Raw genomic sequence first — 18,341 nt, 5'->3', positions numbered from 1 at the left:
ACAGTTTCTTGTCAGTTCGGGCGATACCCGAGCTGACGGATCGCGTAAGCCTTCACACCGGCTGACAGCCATGGCGGGAGCTCCGGATCGACCGTGGCGATCATCGCCCGCTGCTCCGCGTTCTCCAGCAGGACGTCACCCAACCGGTAGTACGCCGTCGCGTCGGGCGACCACAGTTCCTGCACACCTTGGTAGTGCAGTTCGATGAGCGGGCGCGCCTCGACGGAGTCCGGCAGTACGCCGCGCGCCCGCGCGGCCGCCATCCGCAGCAGCAACCGGCGTCCTTCGTCGCCCATCCGCTCGTAGTCCTCCCGGGTCCAACCGTCCGTCGCGCGCACTGCCTCTACGAACGAGGCGCCCACCCCCGGACCGAAGCGGTCGGTCAGGTCCTGCTCCAACCGTGAACGAGCCGCATCCAGGCCGGTGAAGAACTCCTCGTCGCCGACCGACTCGTCGCCGGACAATCCCTCGATAGTCCGGTCGACCGCGCCGATCACGTCGTTGAGGCGGCGGCGTTCGCGCTCGAGCTGCTCGCGGTGGTCGCGCAGCGCTCCGATCTCGTCCGTCTGCTCGGCCAGGATCCGGGCGATCTCCGGCAGCGAGACATCGAGCTCGCGCAGCAGCAGGATCCGCTGCAAGCGCAGTAGCTCCGAGCGGCCGTAGTACCGATAGCCGTTCGGCGCCACGTGCCCGGGCGGCAGCAGGCCGATCGCGTCGTAGTGCCGCAGCGTCCGGACCGAAACCCCGGCCAGCTGCGCCACCTGTTTCACCGTGCGCTCCACGACATCCGACTTTAATCGCTGGAGGGTGACGCTACGTCAGCCTTTAGCGTCCGGCGCATGGCAATCACCTTCCTTCACACCCGTCTCGTCGACCGCGGCGCACCCCTGCCCGCCGACTGCCTGCGGGTCGAGGACGGCCGTATCACCGCGATCGGCGGTCCCGGCATCGCGCAAGCCGGCGACGAGCTCGTCCACGGCGGCACCCTGCTCCCTGGCCTCATCGACGCCCACGTCCACCTGGTCCCCGGAGCCACCCGCCTCGCCGCCCGGTACGGCGTCACCACTCTGATCGACCAGTTCAGCCCGCCCGACCTGATCGCCGCCGAACGCGCCGCCGGCGCCGACTTCCGCACGTCCTCCACCGGCGCCACCGCCCCGGGCGGTCATCCCACCATCGCCTTCCCGCCCTTCCCGTACGTCGAAAACCCCCAGCAGTTCGTCGCCGACCGCATCGCCGAGGGCGCCGACCACCTGAAGCTCATCTACGACGACGGCGCCAGCGCCGGCCTGAACATGCCCGCCCTCGACGAGCCCACCGTCCGAGCCCTCGTCGAGGCCGCCCACTCCCACAACCTGAAAGTCGTCGCCCACATCTCCACCGCAGCAGCCGCAGTCACGGTCACCCAATGCGGCGTAGACATCCTGGCCCACGCCCCCACCGACCTCATGTCTCCTGCCCAGGTAGAGGCGGTCGCCAACGCAGGCGTCGCCGTCATCGCCACGCTCGACATCCCCGACGGCTTCACCGGCCCGGACCGCCAACTGCCCTTGCTCGGGGAGACCGAGCTGATGAAGCGGATGCCTGCTCGCTGGCGGCGCCTCCTGGATGGCCAGTCGCGCCGCTGGATGCCGCCACAGCCGCCGGACTACACCGACGCACGCGCCAACACGCTCGCACTGCTCCGCGCGGGCGCGCTTGTTCTCGCCGGAACCGACGCCCCCAACCCCGGTCTCGTTTTCGGCGCCGCACTCCATCGGGAACTGCAGCACCTCGTCCACGCAGGGCTCACCCCGTCCGAGGCGCTCATCGCAGCAACGTCCGCACCGGCGGAGGTGTTCGGGCTAAGAGATCGTGGACGACTGACCGTGGGCGCGCGAGCCGACCTGGTGCTCGTGGACGGCGATCCGTTGACCGACATCACGGCCACGCAGCACATCCGCCGTACCTGGGTTGCCGGTGCGGTCGCCGTACCGATGGACGACGCGACCGAGCTAGCCGGCATCGACTTCATCGGCGAGACCACCGAGCGCATCATGACGGCCCTGAAGCAGATGTGGCCCGGCCTCCCCTCTCCCGAGGAGATTCGCCGCGAAGACGGCGAGCTGCTCGGCCACGTCGTACCAGTGGCCGACGGCTCACTCCCGACCACCGTCTTCGGCGCCGCCCTCGGCCCGGTCAGCGACCACGACACAGCGGTGAAAACCGTGGAGAGCAAGGGGCTTTCGAGTCTCCTGGAGATCTGGTGGGCGCGCACAAACGGCGACTGGCAGGAGGCAACCATCGTGGAGGCCCAGCCGGATCGCGTCCGCATCCGCTGGAAGGACCCGATGCTCAACCAGCCACCGTCCGGCCAGTGGTACCCGCTGTCCGACGTGGACCTGAAGCTGCCTTAGCCGCGCCCGGCGTACGGCATCCCGGCCGCCATCACCATCAGATGCGGTACGGCGACGGAGGTCGGCAGCTTCGACACCTGCACCACGAAGTCCGCCACGATCTTCGGGTCGAACGTCGGCTCGACCGCGATCGACCCGTCCGGCTGGAGCGCTCCCTGCTCCATCCGCTCGGTCATCGCGGTCGCGGCGTTCCCGATGTCGATCTGGCACGCCGTGATCCCGTGCGGCCGCCCGTCCAGCTCCAACTGCTTCGTCAGCCCGGTGATCGCATGCTTGCTCGCCGTATAGGCGATGCTCTGCGGCCGCGGCACGTGCGCGGAGATCGAGCCGTTGTTGATGATCCGCCCACCGACCGGGTCCTGCGACAGCATCCGGGTGAACGCAGCCTGCGCACACAGGAAAGACCCGGTGAGGTTGGTGTCGATCACCCGCCGCCAGTCCTCCTCAGAAACATCCGGTACGGCGGCCGCCGGCGCGCCGGTCCCGGCGTTGTTCACCAGCACGTCGATCCGGTCGAGTCCGCCGAAGAACCGCCGTACCGCCTCTCCGTCGGTCACGTCCAGCACGACGTAGGCCTTGACCTCACCCAGCTCCACGGTCTCCCGGAGCTTCGATTCGGTGCGGCCGGTGACGATCACGTCGTACCCGGCCGCTGCCAGCGCCAGCGCCATCTCGCGTCCGAGTCCGGACCCACCACCGGTCACCACTGCCACCTGAGTCATGCAGGCAAGGTACGCCGCCAGTACAGAGCGGCAGCGCCCGCCACGGCGGTCACCGCGATGAACTCCAGCCAGGCCGCGTGGCCGAGCGGCGGCACCAGCTCCGTCGTCAGGTTCCACGCCGCGTGCAGCAGGATCGCCGCCGGTACGCCGCCCCGGAGCCGCTCGGTCACGAAGAGCATCAGGAAGGTGAGCGGGAAGATCTCGAGGAAGAAGATGAGCCCCTGCTGGGTGAACAGCCCGTCGTCGTGCTGACCGGTCCCCGGCAGGAAGAACAGCGGCACGTGCCACAGCCACCACGCCGTACCGAGAATCGCAGTCGTCGCGGGCAGACCGTAGTACTGACGCAGTCGCGGCTGCACGTAGCCGCGCCAGCCGAACTCCTCCGCGAGCGGGCCGGCCACCAGCGTGTAGGCGGCTGCCCCGAGAATCCCGCCGGCTCCCGCGATCACCGAGCTCGCGTGGCCGGGCAGCTCCGCCAGGTTCCCGATCAGCGCGGTCGCGATCAGCGGAGCGGCAGCTCCCAGTACGACGGCAGCGATCGGCCAGCTGAGTGACCAGCGAACCACCCGGCGCCGCTCCCGATGCCACAGCCACATCACCAGGGCGGCCAGCGACGGCCCGGAGGCCGCCAGTCCGAAGATCAGCCGGCCCACCGGCTGGTCGATATCCACCTTCAGCACGCCCAGGAACAGGTAGGGCACCCAGGTCAGCACCAGGCAGATCACGCCGAACTCAACCAATCGGCGTCTCGTCAGCGTCTTCTCTTGCACCGCGGTCATCGTCACCCCGCAAGCGTGACGGACACGGACGGTAGCCGCGAGGACCCTGAACCACCCTCCTGGGTGGTACTAACCCCACCATGAACACACGGAGTGACGAATCAGGCACGAAGAGCAAATGAGTGGCAACTCACTCATTGGTAACGGAAACTATTTGCGTGCGTAACACAACTATGTATATGCTTGCAGCATGCAAGTAAACGACGCGTACACCCCGCAGACCGCCATCGAGGGCGTCATGCACGCGTTCACCCGGATCGGCCGCCGGCTGAAGGCCAAGCAGCCCGGCGACACGATCGACCACAGCGCCCACATCGCGCTGTTCGCACTGCGCTGCAGCGGCGCGCTGCGGCTGTCCGAGCTGGCCGCCCGGATGGAGCTGGACGCGTCGACCACCAGCCGCCACGTCCGCGCGCTCGAGCAGCTCGGCCTGGTCCGCCGCTCCCCCGATCCCGCCGACGGCCGCGCCTTCCGCGTCGAGCTGACCGAGCAGGGCATCGAGCAGTGGGAGGACAACGCCCGCCGCCGGATGGAGCTGCTGGGCGCCGCGCTGGAGGGCTGGTCCGAGGAAGACGTCGAGACCTTCGGACGGTTGATGACCCGGTTCGCAGACGCCGTCACCGCCCGCATCGAAGCCCCGCCAGGGATGGCGTGGGCCGACAAAGGCTGGGCGGCCATGCCGACCGCCGGCCGTCCCCAAGACTCCGCGCCCGGCGCCGACGACGACGCCGCCCGTGGGAACACCGAGCAGAACCTGGAGAGCACCACATGAGCACCACCGAGCCCGCCACCACTGGCGGCCCCGCACCCGCCTCCGGGCCGGGTGACAACGCCCCGAACTACCTGTCCCACAAGCAGATCCTCGTCATTCTCGGCGGCCTGATGGCCGGTATGTTCCTGGCCGCACTCGACCAGAGCATCGTCGGGACGGCGCTGCCGCAGATCGTCAGTGAGTTCAACAGCCTGGACAAGCTGTCCTGGGTGGTCACGGCGTACCTGCTGACCTCGACCGCCTCCACTCCGCTGTGGGGCAAGATCTCCGACCTGTACGGCCGCCGCCCGCTCTTCATCGCGGCGATCGTCACCTTCCTGGCCGGCTCCGTGCTGTCCGCCCTGTCGCAGAACATCGAGATGCTGATCGGCTTCCGGGCCGTCCAGGGTCTGGGCGCCGGCGGCCTGATGTCGCTCGCCTTCGCCACCATCGGCGACGTGATCCCGCCGCGTGAGCGCGGTAAGTACATGGGCTACTTCGGTGCCGTCTTCGGTCTGTCCTCGGTGGCCGGCCCGCTGCTCGGCGGTCTGCTCACCGACGGTCCCGGCTGGCGCTGGATCTTCTGGATCAACCTGCCGATCGGCCTGGTTGCCCTGGGCGTCGTCGCCGCCGTCCTGAAGCTGCCGCACGTGAAGCGCTCGCACAAGATCGACTACGTCGGCGCCGCTGTCGTCACCGCGGCCGTCACCACGCTGCTGCTGGCGATCTCCTGGAGCGGGCCGACCAATGGCTGGGGCAACGGGACGACGATCGCCCTGCTGGTCGCCGCCGTCGTACTCGCCGTCGCCTTCGTCTTCGTCGAGCTGCGGGTGTCCGAGCCGATCATCCCGATGGACCTGTTCAAGGGCCGCATCTTCTCCGGGTACGCCGGATTCGCGTTCCTGATGGGTGTCGCGATGTTCGGTGCCCTGATCTTCCTGCCGCTCTACCTGCAGGCGGTCAAGGACATGTCCCCGACCCGCTCGGGGCTGGCGCTGCTGCCGATGATCGTCGGTATCTTCTCCGCCTCGATCCCCAGTGGCCAGCTGATGAGCAAGACCGGCCGCTACAAGATCTACCCGATCATCTCCGCGGTCCTGGTCGCCGGTGCCATGCTGCTGCTCTCCACGATCAGCACGACCACGCCGTACTGGCACCTGGCGATCTTCATGTTCATCATGGGCTCGGGCCTCGGTCTGTCGATGCAGATCACCGTCACCGCCGCGCAGAACAGCGTTCCCCGTCAGCACATGGGAACGGCGACCTCGACGATGACCTTCTTCCGCTCCATGGGTGGCGCGATCGGTACGGCGGTCTTCGGTGCGGTCCTGACCAGCCGCCTGACCGTCCACCTGGCAGACATCGTCCCGAACCCGGCACCGGGCCTGCTCGACAAGCTGGCCCAAGCGGCCAACAGCGTCCCGGCGCTGCATGCCTTGCAGGAGCCGATGAAGGGCTGGGCCCTGCACGGCCTGGTCGACGCGATGGGCGACGTCTTCCTCGTCTCGCTGCCGTTCCTGGCGATCGCCTTCGTCCTGGCGGTCATCACCCCGGAACAGCGCCTCGCGGGCCGCAACGAAGGTCCGAAGTCCGACGACGACGTAGCGCTGGAGGCTTCGGCCGCCGCCTCGATGCACTGATCAAGCACCACTCGACGACCGGTCGCCTCACCCGAGGCGGCCGGTCGTTCGCCGTTGCGAGACGATGACGCTGTGGACGAGCCGAACCTGACCCAGCCGGGAGACAGCTATGCCTCCCGGTTTCCCTACGTCGTACCGGAGTCCCTCGACGACCTCGTCGGCCCGCAGCACGGCACCATCACCTGGCCACGCGGCGACCACGAGGCCTATGAGCTCGACGACGCCGACGACCGGCAGCTGTTCTACCAGCGGGTGATGAGCGACGCGTCAACGCTCGAAGAGCTCTGCAACGCGCTGAACAAGGACCTGCTGATCGAGCTCTGGCCGCAGCTGCGCCCACCGCGATACTGCGTCCGCCGCTGGCACGACGCCTTCCCAGAGCTGGCCGCTCTGGGTTCCGGTGGCGTCTGGCAGTAGCCGTCAGGTGGCGGTGACCTCGTCAAGGAAGAGGTAGTCGGCGAAGTCCTGAGTTCGCGTCTTGGTGACGCGGACGGTCAGGTAGCGAGCGGTCGCCGCGGCAGGTAGCTCGAACCATTGATCCCGGGGACTGCTGGTCTCGACGATCGGTTGGAGAGCGAGCGGGTTGTCGCCGGCCAAGAGTTGGACGTTGTCCGGTGCGTAGTTGTGGACGTGGTCGTCGTAAGCGTGCAGGCGCACGGTGGAGACGGCGCGGGCGGTTCCGAGGTCGAAGGTCAGGTCCACGGTCTGTGTGTCCCCTGCGTTGGGCAGGCGGTAGCCGTAGCTCAAGCCGTCGTTGAAAGCACCTGCGATCACCGAGTCCGTGGACTCCTTGCCTCCAGTGTCCGGGTACGACGGATCCGGGTCGGCCGGGCGTGAGGTGCGGTAAGGCTTGTTCAGGGCGAGGTTGGTGCCGGCCTGGTTCAGTACTTCGATCTCGTCGAGGAAGAGGTAGTCGGCGAAGTCCTGGGTTCGCGTTTTCTCGAAGCGGAGCTCGACGTAACGGGCGGTCGTGGTGACAGGAAGCTCGTACCAGCGGCCGTTCTGAGTTGTCGTGCCGCGGGAGGTCAGGGCGACTGGGCTGTCGCCGGTGGAGACGCGGATGACTGATGGCGCGTAGTCGTGGGTGCCATCGTCGTACCGGCTCGTCCTGATCTTGCTGATGGGCTGAGGGGTGCCGAGGTCGAGCGTGACGTCGACGGTCAGGGTCTCGCCCGCGGTGGTGAGGTGGTAGCCGTAGCCCGCGGCGAAGCCAGTGGCGACCACGCCGTCCGTCGACTCCTTCCCATCGACATCCGGGTACGACGGATCTGTCGGTACTGACCGTGATTTGCGATACGGAAGACCGGCCGTGAGGCTCGGGGCGTCGGCGGCGTAGACCTCGATCTCGTCGATCATCAGCGACGAGGCGTCGGCGGTGTAGGACTTGTCGAAGGTGATCCGGATGTACCGCGCGTTCGCCCGCGGGAACTGGAAGCTGTACCAGACACCGGACGGCCCCTGCGGCGTGAACTGCTGCCCACGCGAGGTGTACGTCGAACCGTCCACACTGGTCGCGATGCGCACCTTGTCCGGCCGGTAGCCCGGATACTCCTCGTACGCGTGGATCGCGGCACTGTCGACGTTCTGCGCGCTACCGAGGTCGATGGTGACGTCCACTGTCCCGGTCGGCGCCTTGTAGGCGTACGTGCGTCCGTCGTCCCACGCATCCGCCAGTACGCCGTCAGTGGACTCGAATCCCGAGTCCGGCTGGTCGTTCGGTGCACTGGAGCGCGTGTAGCTCCGGCCGCCGGCCAGGTTGGTCTTCGCGAGTGGTGCTCCGGCGACTTCGAGTTCGGCCAAGGACGGCGTACCGGCTGTGGTCTCCAGCCTGAGGTAGCGGCCTTTCCCGTTCAGGCCGATGAAGTCGGTGCCGCCGTCACTCGCCGGGTTGGCGGCCACCTCGGTCCAGCGCGTTCCGTCGTACGAGGTCTGGAGTTTGAAGCCGACGCCGGGTGTTGTCCAGCGCAGGTTGACGCCGTCGAGCTGTACCTGACGTCCGAGGTCGACCTGCAGCCACTGCGAGCCTGTTCCAGGCTGCCAGCTCGTTGCGGCGTTGCCGTCGACCGCTAGAGCGCCATTCCCAGCGGAGGAGGTGGTCGTGGCGCCGTGGGCGGGATCGGCGGGCATCGGCTTGCCGGCCGCCGCGTCGAGCGCGATCGCCCGGATCCTTTGCATATAAGCGGTGTCGGGCGTGAACTTGTCGGTGCGTTGCACCAGCCCCGCGGCCAGGCCGCGCGCCAATCCCTTGTCCCGTTGGCCGACCAGGTTGAGCAGCTCGTAGTCCTCGATGCCGTCGCGCAGCGATTCGTACCGTGGCGTCACCTCGACCGTGTTGCGCTCCTTGTCCGGCCGCACGATCAGGCCGTCGCCCTTGGCATCCTGCACGTCGATCGGGTACTGCCAGTTGTTCATTGCCCAGTGCAAGTATCCGGTCAGGCCCCGGCTGTAGGCGTACCAGATCGTCATCCGCTGGTACCACTCCGGCTGATCGATGAACCTGTTCAGGTAGTTGCCGCGCGGCGCCGTCGAGTTGTACAGCCAGACTTCCTTGCCACCGGCCATCACGTCGTCGAAGTAGTCGCGCAGGCCGTCGTACACGTACTCCTGGGCGACGGCCTGGTGGTTGAGATCCATGATCTGCGACTGCACGCTGACCTGGTCCACCGCGTCACCCAGCTTGATGCCGGGCCAGATCTGCTGCATCCGCTGCGCGAGCTGGCGGTAGTCGGTGACGTTGCCCGGCTGCGGCTCGTCACCGGCATGCGTCCAGAACATGTCGTTCCAGCCCTTGGCCTCGAGGTGCGCTCGCAGCGCGGGCAGATAGCCCTGCAGCCAGTTCTGCCCTTCCGTCGACGACCAGTCGACCCAGGTCAGCGTCGGCCGGCCGTTGGTGTTGCGGATGACCTCGATGTCGCGGATCCCGTTACCGCTCCCGTCGTACCCGCGGGTGAACGCCGGCTCGGGGAACCCTTCGATCCGCTTGACCGCGCCGGCAGCCTGGAAGAGCTCGACGATCTGGTCGAACTTGGTCCAGTCGAAGGTGTAACCGCCGTGCCCGTCCGGCAGCGAGCCGGCGTCGGCGAGGATCTTGGTGATCGGCAGCATCAGGTTGTTCGTGCGGTACTGCTTGAACATCGTGGCGACCTTCTGCAGCAGCTCCCACCACTGCGGGGTGTACCGCGAATAGCCGTAGCCGAAGTCGATCGTCTCGCCACCCCCCTCGTCCCAGCTGATGTTGCCGGTGAAGAGGTGCCAAAGGCTCGTGGTGAAAGCACCTTGATCCGACTCGGGCAGTGTCACCGCCCGGACGTCGACCCGGACCGGTACGGCGGTCGTGCCCTTGTCGGTCACGACGTTGACGGTGCCGGTGTAGACACCGCCCGCTGCCGTCGGCGGGACGAAGACCCGCACCCAGATGGACTGTGTCGAGCGGGCAGCGACCTGCTTGGACCGCTCGTTCGTCAGCCGGTCCGGATACAGTCCCGCGCCGGTCCGGACACCGGGATAGATGTCCATCTTCCCGGTGTCGCCGTTGTGGGTGTTGCTGTTGAGGTACTGGTAGTCGACGAAGTTGTACGTGACGTTGTCGGCCGCGATGGTCCCGCCCGGCCCGGTCAGCGCGGACGGTGTCACCGCGTTCACGGTGAACGCCTCGTTCCGCCGTACGACGATCTGCGCCGCCTCGTACTCGTTCCGCGCGGCGTCGAGCCGCACCACCCGGCCCGCATCCGCCGACGGCCCGCTGTCGCGGAACACACTCGCGTACGACGATTCGGTCCAGACATCCGTACTCACCGCGGCGGCCGGTGTACTACCGACAGCCACCAGCAGGCCCGCCACCAGGGCAATGGCCGAACCGATGCCGACGAGTCGCATGTATACCTCCTGCTCGGGGGTTCCAATCCTCGCCGGAGCCCCTGAGCAGGTAAAACGAGTCGCCTAGACCACTGGGGTCAGTCCTCCAGCGGAGCCGGCTCGGGTCGTGGTTTTCGTCGGGGCAGCGGTGGGCGGCGCGGCGGTTCGGGATCGACGTCGTTGCCGGCCAGGTGGTTGACGATGGCGTTCAGGACAGCGGCCGTCGGTACGGCGATCAGTGCGCCGACGATGCCGGCGATCACGACGCCGGTGGCGATGGCGAGGATGACGGCCAGCGGGTGCACGCTGACGGCGCGACCGAGCAGGAACGGCTGCAGGACGTGCGCTTCGAGCTGCTGGACGCCGATGACGACCGCCAACATGACGATGGCGACGACCGGGCCCTTGGCGACGAGCGCGACCAGGACGGCGACGATGCCGCTGACCAGGGCGCCGACGACCGGGATGAACGCACCGACGAAGACCAGGATGCCGATCGCGCTCACCAGCGGCAGGCCGATGATGGCCGCACCGAGTGAGATGCCGATCGCGTCCACGGCGGCGACGATGATCGTGGCCCGGACGAACGCGGTCAGCGAGACCCACGCCTTCCGGCCGGACGAGTCGGCCTTGTCCCGGGCCTGACGCGGGAAGAGCCGGACCAGCCAGGCCCAGATCTTGTCGCCCTGGTACAGGAAGAAGAACAGGCAGAACAACGAAATGAAGAGCCCGGCGACCACATGCGTGGCCGTCGAGCCGACCTCGGCCGCGCGCTGCCCGAGCGCGCCGCCGGAGGTGATCGTGTCCTGCAGTTGCTTGAAGGCGTCGGTGATGTCCTTGTCGGTCAGCCCGAAGTTGAGCCGGGCGAGCTCGCGCAGCTTCTGCACGCCCTCGCCGACCTGCGTCGACAGACTCTCGAACTGCCCGGCGATCTGCGTCCCGACCAGGGTCAGCAGGCCGGCGACGAGCACGATCGTGGCGACCACGGTGATCCCGGCCGCCGGGCCACGCGGCAGCCGCAGCCTCTGCAGGCCGTTCGTGATCGGCACCAGCAAGGCGGTCAGCAGGATGCCGACGGTCACCGGTACGACGACCTCGGACAGGTACTGCATCACGTACCCGATCACGGCCACCGCGGCCACGATCACCAGGAACCGCCAGGACCAGGCGCTCGCGATCTGCATCCCCGACGTCACGCCGGTATCGATCCGCCCCCGGCTCGACGTCGCCATCACGTGATCGTCCGTGGGCACCACCGTGTCGGCGGTCTCCTCGGCCACACTGTTGTCAGCGACCGGACTCTCGTCCTTCGCCTTCCCGTCCTCGCTCATGCACCCCTCCGCAGCTTTGCTTGCTGCTGAGACTAGTGCCCGGTTCGGACGGTTTTATGAATGTTGGCGGCGAGGCCTTCGGCTGCCGTCGGATCGGCGTCGGCGAGGAGGCCGACACCGGCGAGGACATAGTCCTTGTCGACGCAGATCTGAGCGCGCTCGGGGACCAGCCAGCCCTCCTCCTGCGCGTTGACCGCGACCGACCCGAGGATCCGCGCGGCCACCTCCGGACCGTTGTGCCGCAGCACGCCGCCCGACCCGACGAGCAGGTCGACCTCGCGCAGATCCTTCCCGGACCGCTCGATCACCCGGCCGCCCGGACCGAAGACGATCCGCTGCCGACCCGCGTGCCGGCGCAGCGCCACGGTTGCGGCCACGCTCGCCAGGGTCACGTCGTACTGCGTCTCGGCCGGTGAATCCGGCAGGTACGCCGGGTCCGCGTGCCGCCGGGCGGCCGCCGTACCGAGGTCTTCGTCGTCGGGAAGCAGGCCGGATTCGATGCCGGCAGCAACGACCGGTACGGCGCTCCAGCGCATGCCGAGGTCACCTTCGACCGTGCGCGTGACCGGGTGGGTGGCGACCACCTCGCGGCCGAGGTTCGCGTCCTCGGGATCAAGCTCGATGACCGAATGCACGTCGGTCGTCGCGCCGCCGATGTCCACGACCGCCACGTCGCCGTGAAGTTTCGAGAGCACCTCGACACCACGCAGTACGACGTCCGGCGTGGCTGCTCGGACCATCCGGGCGAAGGCGGGATCGCGAGAGAGGTTCTTGCCGCCGATCACGTGCGCGAGGAACATCTCGCGGATCGCGGCGCGGGCGCTGTCCGGCGCGAACACCCCGATCTCGGGGACGACGTTGGCCGCCAGCACATGCGGGACATCTGTGAGGATGGCGGCGATCTCGGCCTGGGCCTCAACGTTGCCTGCGACAACGACCGGCCGTCGCCACTTGTACGTCGCCAGGGTCTGCGCCGCTTTGAGGAGGACGGCGGAGTTGCCGCCGTCGGTACCCCCGGACAACAGGACGACGTCCGGCCGATCCTTGCGCAGTTCCTTCAACGACGTCGGCGTCAGACCACCGTTGACCACGGCAACGACTCGCCCACCACTGGACAGGGCAACCCGCTTGCCCGCCTCCGCGGTCACCAGCTCTTCGTTGCCCACCACACCGATCCGCAGCCCACCGCCCGCACTGGAACAAGCCAGTACGTCGGCCTGCGCGACCCCGCGATCGACCGCCAGCAAGGCCGTCCGGCACGCATGCCAACCGTCCATCACGTCGGTGTCGATCGTGGTCCGATGCTCGGCCCGGGCGACCAGGTCACCCGAGCCCGCATCAACCGCGATCGCCTTCGTGAACGTCGACCCGAAGTCGACCGCCACCACCAACGCCACCGCACTCACCCCCGCTCGCTCGTCAACCCAACCACCGCCCCCATTTGGTGGGCCTGCCCACGCGCTTGTGGGTAAGCCCACGGCCTGCGGCTGGCCCACCCACAACCGGATGGGTCAGCCCATCAAATGGGGTCTCCCCCCCCCGTGCGCGACTCAACCATTTGATGGGTTCACCCACGAGCTTGTGAGCCCCCACCATCTGACGGGCGGCCCTTCCACCATTTGATGGGTTCACCCACGAGCTTGTGGGTGAACCCATCGCATGCGGGTACAGAACCCACAAGCCGATGGGTTAACCCATCAGATGCCAGGAGGTCGGGCGGTCAGGACATGGCGCGGTCGAGGTCCTCGAGGAGGTCCTCGACGGTCTCGATGCCGACGCTCAGGCGGATCAGGTCGGCCGGCACCTCGAGCGGTGTACCGGCGACCGAGGCGTGCGTCATCTTGCCGGGGTGCTCGATCAGGGACTCGACGCCACCGAGCGACTCGCCCAGCGTGAAGACCTCGGCCTTGTTGCAGATGTCGAGCGCCTGCGCCTCGCCGCCGGTGACGCGGAACGACACGATGCCGCCGTACCGCTTCATCTGCTTGGCGGCGGTCTCGTGGCCGGGGTGGCCCTCGACGCCCGGGTAGAGCACCTGGCTGACGGACTGGTGCCGCTGCAGGAACTCGACGACCTTCTCGGCGTTGTCGCTGTGCCGGTCCATCCGCACACCGAGCGTCTTGATGCCGCGCAGCACCAGGAACGAGTCGAACGGGCCGGCGACCGCACCGATCGCGTTCTGGTGGAAGGCGATCTTGTCGGCCAGGCCGGCGTCCCGGACGATCAGTGCGCCGCCGACGACGTCGGAGTGGCCGCCCATGTACTTGGTGGTCGAGTGCACGACCACGTCCGCGCCCAGCTCCAGCGGCTGCTGCAGGTACGGCGAGGCGAACGTGTTGTCGACGACCAGCAGCGCGCCCGCGTCATGCGCGATCTGGGCGACGATGGCGATGTCCGCGACGTTCAGCAGCGGGTTGGTCGGGGTCTCGAGCCAGACCACCTTGGTCTTGCCCGGGCGGATCGCGGCGCGGATCGCCTCCGGGTTGGTGACCGCGGCCGGGGTCATCTCGACACCCCACGCGCCGAGCACCTTGGAGAACAGCCGGAACGTGCCGCCGTACGCGTCGTCGGGGAACACCACGTGGTCACCGGGCACGCACAGCGACCGGATCAGCGTGTCCTCGGCGGCCAGGCCGCTGGCGAACGCGAACCCGCGGGTGCCCGCCTCGACCGCGGCCAGACACTCCTCGAGCGCGGAACGGGTCGGGTTCGCGGAACGGGAGTACTCGTACCCGTTGCGCAGACCGCCGACGCCGTCCTGCTTGTAGGTGCTGGTCGCGTAGATCGGCGGGACGACTGCGCCAGTGGTCGGGTCAGGTTCGTTCCCGGCGTGGATGGCGAGCGTCTCGAAGCCGTAGTGGTGTTCGGAATTCACCGGACCAGCGTACGGCCTGGTCTGCCGTACGCCGAACCACGGTTCCAGCGGCGAGACAGCAGGGATCCGAGTTATCCACAGATGCGTCGAACCCCCTGGCAACTGACCCACGCCGCAGCCTACGGTTGCGGTCAGTAGTTGACGACGCCGTACCGCTGAGAGATGGGACCGGGATGAAGACGCAGGACAGGCCGCTCGACCAGGACGACCTGGCGCTGGCCGATCTCGCCGAGATCCAGGACTGGACCGTGCTGGCCGGTCCCGACGGCGACGAGTCCGGCCCGGAGGTCGTGCGTGCCCTCGTCCACCGCGTGATGGGTCAGACGCCGTGGCAGCCCTGGCCGCTGCAGGCGGGCGAGACCATCGCCGACGAGATGGTGTCCTGGGGGTTCGTGACACCCCGCCGTACGACGCTCATCGTGTTCGACGGCCTGGTCTTCGCGGACTGCCCGGACAGCGGCTGGTCGGCGTACGAGATCGGACCGGACGACATCGGCGCAGCCGAGGCCGGTCTGGATGCGCATTGGCCGGACCACCTGGCTCTGGTCACCCGGCACTTCGGTCAACCCGACTACGTCGGCGACGACAGCAACCCCGACTTCGAGGACGAGTGGGCGCCCGGAGCCGGTGCTGACCACCGTCACCTCGCCGTGTGGATGCGGCCCGGCGCAGAGCTGCGGCTGTACAGCATCCGGCCGTCCAAGGACCCGTTGACCACCTCCGTCGGCGTCAGCTACGCCGTGTACCTCGACTAGGAGAGCTGATGAGCCAGAACACTCCAGAGTTCACCAGGCCGCAGCTCCGGCGCCTCAACCGCGAGTACCGACGAGCCGGCCGGCAGGGCACCAAGGACGCGAAGGCCGCGTTCGCAATGGCGCGTAAGAACGTCAAGAACATGGACCCCGCGCTGCGCGAGGGCATCGGCCGGGCGAACCTGACCGTCAGCGATCTCAGTGCGATGGCGCAGCGCAGTGTCAGCGGGGTTCACAGCGACCGCGACCGCGCGCAGCTCGCTGCGTTGGGGCAGGCGGCGCAGGGCCGTGGCACGGGTCCGCGGAACCAGTCGACGTCGTTGGTCGGCATGCTGTCGAACTCGGTGTCGCGGTGGAACGATCTGCGCCGCGGCACGAAGATGCTGAAGGCCGCGTATGCACAGGCGGCCAAGGACGCCAAGACGATGGACCCGATGGTGCGCGCGCAGATCGGGCACTCCAACATGACGCGCGGCGACCTCAGCTACCTGGCCCAACGCAACCTCACCCAGGCACTGCAGTCACCGGGCGACTTCGAGAGCGCCCCGGGTCAGCAGATGGATCTGGGGCCGCAACGCGAGTCGTTCATGCCGCGTAACCAGGTTGAGTACGCACCGGCGCAGGCGCAACGGCTGGAGATGCTCCGCGGCGAGGTCAGGCAATTGCGCGAGCAGATCGCCAACCTCGAGCAGCAGATAGCCCAGCTAGAAGCGGCCGAACCCCAGCCCCAAGCCGAAACCCAGTCCCCCGAACTGCAGTCCACCGAGGGACAGTCAGCGGAGTCGCCTGAGGCACAGTCGGCCGAGACTCAGCAGCCGGAGGCCCAGTCGCCTGATGCCCAGTCGGCGGAGACTCCGCAGCCGGAGGCTCAGTCCGCCGAGGCTCAGTCGGCAGAGCAGCATGTTGGTCAGCACGAGGTTGTGCCGGCTGACCGCGAGGTTGCCCAGCAGTGGGTGGCCGCAGCCGCGGGCGAGACTCCGCAGCCGGTGCCCCAGGCGAGCGAGGCCCAGTCCCCCGTAGTCCAGCAGCCCGACTCTGAGCAGCACGTCGGTCAGCACGAGGCCGTGCCGACCGACCGCGAAGCCGCTCAGCAGTGGGTCGCCGCAGCCGAAGGCGAAACCCCACAGGCAGCACCCCAGTCGGCAGAAACACAGCAGCCCGCGGCTCAGCAGGCCGGGCCGGAGAGCGCCGTACAGGAGGGCGGTACGCCGCAGACCGGCGTACCGGAGTCCGGGCAGCAGCAGCCGCAAGGGACCGCGCAGCCTGTGTTCCAGGCGGCCGGCGAGGCGCCGACCACACGACCTGGGCAGCCGGCCCAACCGCGGGTGGAGCAGCCCGTGTTCCAGGCCGCAGGCGAGGAGCCGAACCAGGCCGACCGCAAGGCGCAGGCGACCCGCGCGGCCGCGGCCGCCTTCTACGGCACCGCGGAGGTCCAGCGGAGCACGCCGGAGCAGGCCGCCAAGACCGCGCAGTCCGACCCGAACAAGGCAGACCGCAGTACCGGGCAGACCAACGCCCAGAAGAACGACCCCAACGGCCGCGGCTCCCGCTGACCTGCCAATCCCAAAGCACACTGCTACACAGGAGGACGACCGGATGAAGACAGCGGACAGGCCGCTCCACGACGACGACCTGGCCATGGCCGACCTGGCCGAGATCACCGACTGGACCCCAGTAGGTGGCCCCGACAGCGACGACGCCGGCCCAGCCCTCGTCCGCACCCTCGTGGCCCGCGTAACCAACGCCACCGGCTGGCAACCGGTCCCGCTCGCACCGGGCGAGGAGATCGACGCGACGATGTCCTCCTGGGCCTTCACCACCAAGCGCGGCAGCACCTTGGTCGCGTACGACGGCCTCGTGTTCCCCGACACCCGGAACAGTGGCTGGGTCGGGTACGAGGTCAAGCCCGAGGACATGGCCGAGGCCGAGGCCGGCATCGACAAGGTCTGGCCGGACCACCTGGCGCTGGCCCGCAAGCACTGGGGTGAGCCCGACCACCTCGGTGACCACAGCGACCCGCGGTTCCTTCGGCAATGGACACCGAGCGGCTTCGGACCGCGACGGCATGTCGCCGTCTGGCAGCGACCCGGTGCGCAGATCCACCTGTTCAGTGACCAACCCACCCCGGACCCGCTGACGCGCACGGTGAATGTCGGCTACGCGGTCTACATCGATTAGGAGATCGACCATGACCACGCCGCACCAAGGCCCCGGAATGTGGCAGCAAGGCGACATCGACGCCGCCTCTCGCTGGCTCGCCAGCCTCGACAGCGCCGACCAGGTGGCGCTGCGCCGCTCGATGCAGACCCAACGGTCGCTCGCCCCGATCTACAACGCCGTCAACCGCTCGATCGACTTCACTCGTCGCGCCGGTCAGACCATCAGCGCGAGTGCGGTGTCGCTCGCCTCGCAGACCCGCCAGTACGGCCGCGACGCCGCCTCCTGGGCCGGCCGAACCGGAGCGGACCTCGTCGACCGCGCCGCCGACCTGCGCGACCAGGCTGGCGTCGCCGCTGAGGTGGCCGCCATCCGCGTCAACGACGGCCTCGACAGCGCTGGTCGCGCCATCAGCACCGGCGCAGCTGCCACCCGTGACGCCGTCGTCTCCGGTGCCACGGCGACCGGCCGCGCAGCCGTATCCGCGACTCAAGCGACTGGGCGTGCGGCCGTAACCGCGACTCAGGCCACTGGCCGTGCAGCCGTAACCGCGACTCAGGCCACTGGCCGTGCAGCCGTTACCGCGACTCAGGCCACTGGCCGTGCTGCAGCTTCGGCGGCTCAGGCCACCGGCCGGGCGGCCGTTTCCGCGGGCCAGGGAATCGCCGCGACAACCGGCCGGGTGTCCCGCTGGTTCAAGGAGAAGGTCAGCAACACGACCGGTCGTGCCGCCGCCGGCTTCCACGCGATGAAGGAGTTCAGCGCACCCGACCTGAACGCCCAGTCGGCCCCGACCCCAGGCGGCCCGCAGCTCTCCGCGACCGCGATCACCGGCGTCGCCTCGCAGGTACACGCGTTCGAGACTGCAGGGTCACCGGCAGATCGACAGGCCGCGTTGAACTCGCTCGTCGGATCCATGGACAAGGACAACCAGGCGATGTTGATGGCCGCGCTGATCAACTCCGGCCAAGCCCCGGCCGCCGGTGCGGTCACTGCCACACCGGCACAAACGCCGGACGGACCCACCACTCAAGGCAACCCGGAGAAGGGCCCCGACCTCACCAAGTAACGTCGGCCGACTTG

15 protein-coding genes are annotated in these 18,341 nt (G+C 68.5%); 8 read left to right on the top strand and 7 right to left on the bottom strand.

Features of this window, described 5'->3' with window-relative positions; all coding sequences use genetic code 11:
• Nucleotides 1-11: 11 nt before the first annotated feature.
• Nucleotides 12-782, bottom strand: a complete 771-nt coding sequence (locus ACFVWG_RS26765) for a MerR family transcriptional regulator (RefSeq protein WP_391546159.1) — start codon at nucleotides 780-782, stop codon at nucleotides 12-14.
• A 57-nt stretch (nucleotides 783-839) separates the two neighbouring features.
• On the opposite strand from ACFVWG_RS26765, the gene ACFVWG_RS26760 reads away from it, so the two are divergent.
• Nucleotides 840-2,396: an amidohydrolase family protein gene (locus tag ACFVWG_RS26760; RefSeq protein ID WP_391546158.1), complete on the top strand. Its 1,557-nt coding sequence runs from the start codon at nucleotides 840-842 to the stop codon at nucleotides 2,394-2,396.
• Here the strand turns inward: ACFVWG_RS26760 and ACFVWG_RS26755 are convergent.
• Nucleotides 2,393-3,118 carry an SDR family oxidoreductase gene (locus ACFVWG_RS26755; RefSeq protein WP_391546157.1) on the bottom strand — a complete coding sequence of 242 codons (726 nt, stop codon included), beginning with the start codon at nucleotides 3,116-3,118 and terminating at the stop codon, nucleotides 2,393-2,395. The genes ACFVWG_RS26760 and ACFVWG_RS26755 overlap by 4 nt on opposite strands.
• The gene (locus ACFVWG_RS26750) at nucleotides 3,115-3,897 is read right to left on the bottom strand and encodes a type II CAAX prenyl endopeptidase Rce1 family protein (RefSeq protein ID WP_391546336.1); all 783 of its coding nucleotides are present in this window, start codon (nucleotides 3,895-3,897) and stop codon (nucleotides 3,115-3,117) included. The genes ACFVWG_RS26755 and ACFVWG_RS26750 overlap by 4 nt, the downstream gene beginning before the upstream one ends.
• Before the next feature lie 190 nt (nucleotides 3,898-4,087).
• On the opposite strand from ACFVWG_RS26750, the gene ACFVWG_RS26745 reads away from it, so the two are divergent.
• The 3 genes from ACFVWG_RS26745 to ACFVWG_RS26735 all read left to right on the top strand — a co-directional run bounded on the left by ACFVWG_RS26745 (nucleotide 4,088) and on the right by ACFVWG_RS26735 (nucleotide 6,705).
• Entirely contained in the window at nucleotides 4,088-4,669 is a 582-nt protein-coding gene (locus ACFVWG_RS26745) for a MarR family winged helix-turn-helix transcriptional regulator (protein WP_391546156.1), read from the top strand.
• The gene (locus ACFVWG_RS26740) at nucleotides 4,666-6,288 is read left to right on the top strand and encodes an MDR family MFS transporter (RefSeq protein WP_391546155.1); all 1,623 of its coding nucleotides are present in this window, start codon (nucleotides 4,666-4,668) and stop codon (nucleotides 6,286-6,288) included. The genes ACFVWG_RS26745 and ACFVWG_RS26740 overlap by 4 nt, the downstream gene beginning before the upstream one ends.
• Before the next feature lie 72 nt (nucleotides 6,289-6,360).
• The gene (locus ACFVWG_RS26735; RefSeq protein ID WP_391546154.1) at nucleotides 6,361-6,705 is read left to right on the top strand and encodes a hypothetical protein; all 345 of its coding nucleotides are present in this window, start codon (nucleotides 6,361-6,363) and stop codon (nucleotides 6,703-6,705) included.
• A 3-nt stretch (nucleotides 6,706-6,708) separates the two neighbouring features.
• Here ACFVWG_RS26735 and ACFVWG_RS26730 read toward each other — a convergent pair whose 3' ends face one another.
• From ACFVWG_RS26730 to ACFVWG_RS26715, 4 genes are all read right to left on the bottom strand, one after another.
• A complete protein-coding gene (locus ACFVWG_RS26730; protein ID WP_391546153.1) occupies nucleotides 6,709-10,164 on the bottom strand; it encodes a glycoside hydrolase domain-containing protein in 3,456 nt (1,151 codons plus the stop codon).
• 77 nt (nucleotides 10,165-10,241) lie between these two features.
• On the bottom strand, nucleotides 10,242-11,474 hold the full coding sequence (locus ACFVWG_RS26725; protein WP_391546152.1) for an AI-2E family transporter: 1,233 nt from the start codon (nucleotides 11,472-11,474) through the stop codon (nucleotides 10,242-10,244).
• A gap of 32 nt (nucleotides 11,475-11,506) precedes the next feature.
• Nucleotides 11,507-12,871: a glutamate mutase L gene (locus ACFVWG_RS26720; protein WP_391546151.1), complete on the bottom strand. Its 1,365-nt coding sequence runs from the start codon at nucleotides 12,869-12,871 to the stop codon at nucleotides 11,507-11,509.
• Between the two features lie 323 nt (nucleotides 12,872-13,194).
• On the bottom strand, nucleotides 13,195-14,349 hold the full coding sequence (locus ACFVWG_RS26715) for a cystathionine gamma-synthase (RefSeq protein WP_391546150.1): 1,155 nt from the start codon (nucleotides 14,347-14,349) through the stop codon (nucleotides 13,195-13,197).
• A 173-nt stretch (nucleotides 14,350-14,522) separates the two neighbouring features.
• Here ACFVWG_RS26715 and ACFVWG_RS26710 point away from each other — a divergent pair, with 173 nt between their 5' ends.
• The 4 genes from ACFVWG_RS26710 to ACFVWG_RS26695 are packed head-to-tail and all read left to right on the top strand — an operon-like array spanning nucleotide 14,523 to nucleotide 18,327.
• The gene (locus ACFVWG_RS26710; protein WP_391546149.1) at nucleotides 14,523-15,104 is read left to right on the top strand and encodes a hypothetical protein; all 582 of its coding nucleotides are present in this window, start codon (nucleotides 14,523-14,525) and stop codon (nucleotides 15,102-15,104) included.
• Between the two features lie 8 nt (nucleotides 15,105-15,112).
• Nucleotides 15,113-16,654: a hypothetical protein gene (locus ACFVWG_RS26705; RefSeq protein ID WP_391546148.1), complete on the top strand. Its 1,542-nt coding sequence runs from the start codon at nucleotides 15,113-15,115 to the stop codon at nucleotides 16,652-16,654.
• Nucleotides 16,655-16,697: 43 nt separating this feature from the next.
• Nucleotides 16,698-17,279 (top strand): hypothetical protein, encoded by a 582-nt coding sequence (locus ACFVWG_RS26700; protein ID WP_391546147.1) that lies wholly within the window; start codon nucleotides 16,698-16,700, stop codon nucleotides 17,277-17,279.
• 10 nt (nucleotides 17,280-17,289) lie between these two features.
• Nucleotides 17,290-18,327, top strand: a complete 1,038-nt coding sequence (locus tag ACFVWG_RS26695) for a hypothetical protein (RefSeq protein WP_391546146.1) — start codon at nucleotides 17,290-17,292, stop codon at nucleotides 18,325-18,327.
• Nucleotides 18,328-18,341: the final 14 nt, after the last annotated feature.

Source organism: Kribbella sp. NPDC058245 (assembly GCF_042882005.1).
Classification (GTDB): Bacteria; Actinomycetota; Actinomycetes; order Propionibacteriales; family Kribbellaceae; genus Kribbella.
The sequence above is the reverse complement of the archived record's forward strand: the minus strand, read 5'-3'. Positions and strand labels throughout refer to the sequence as shown.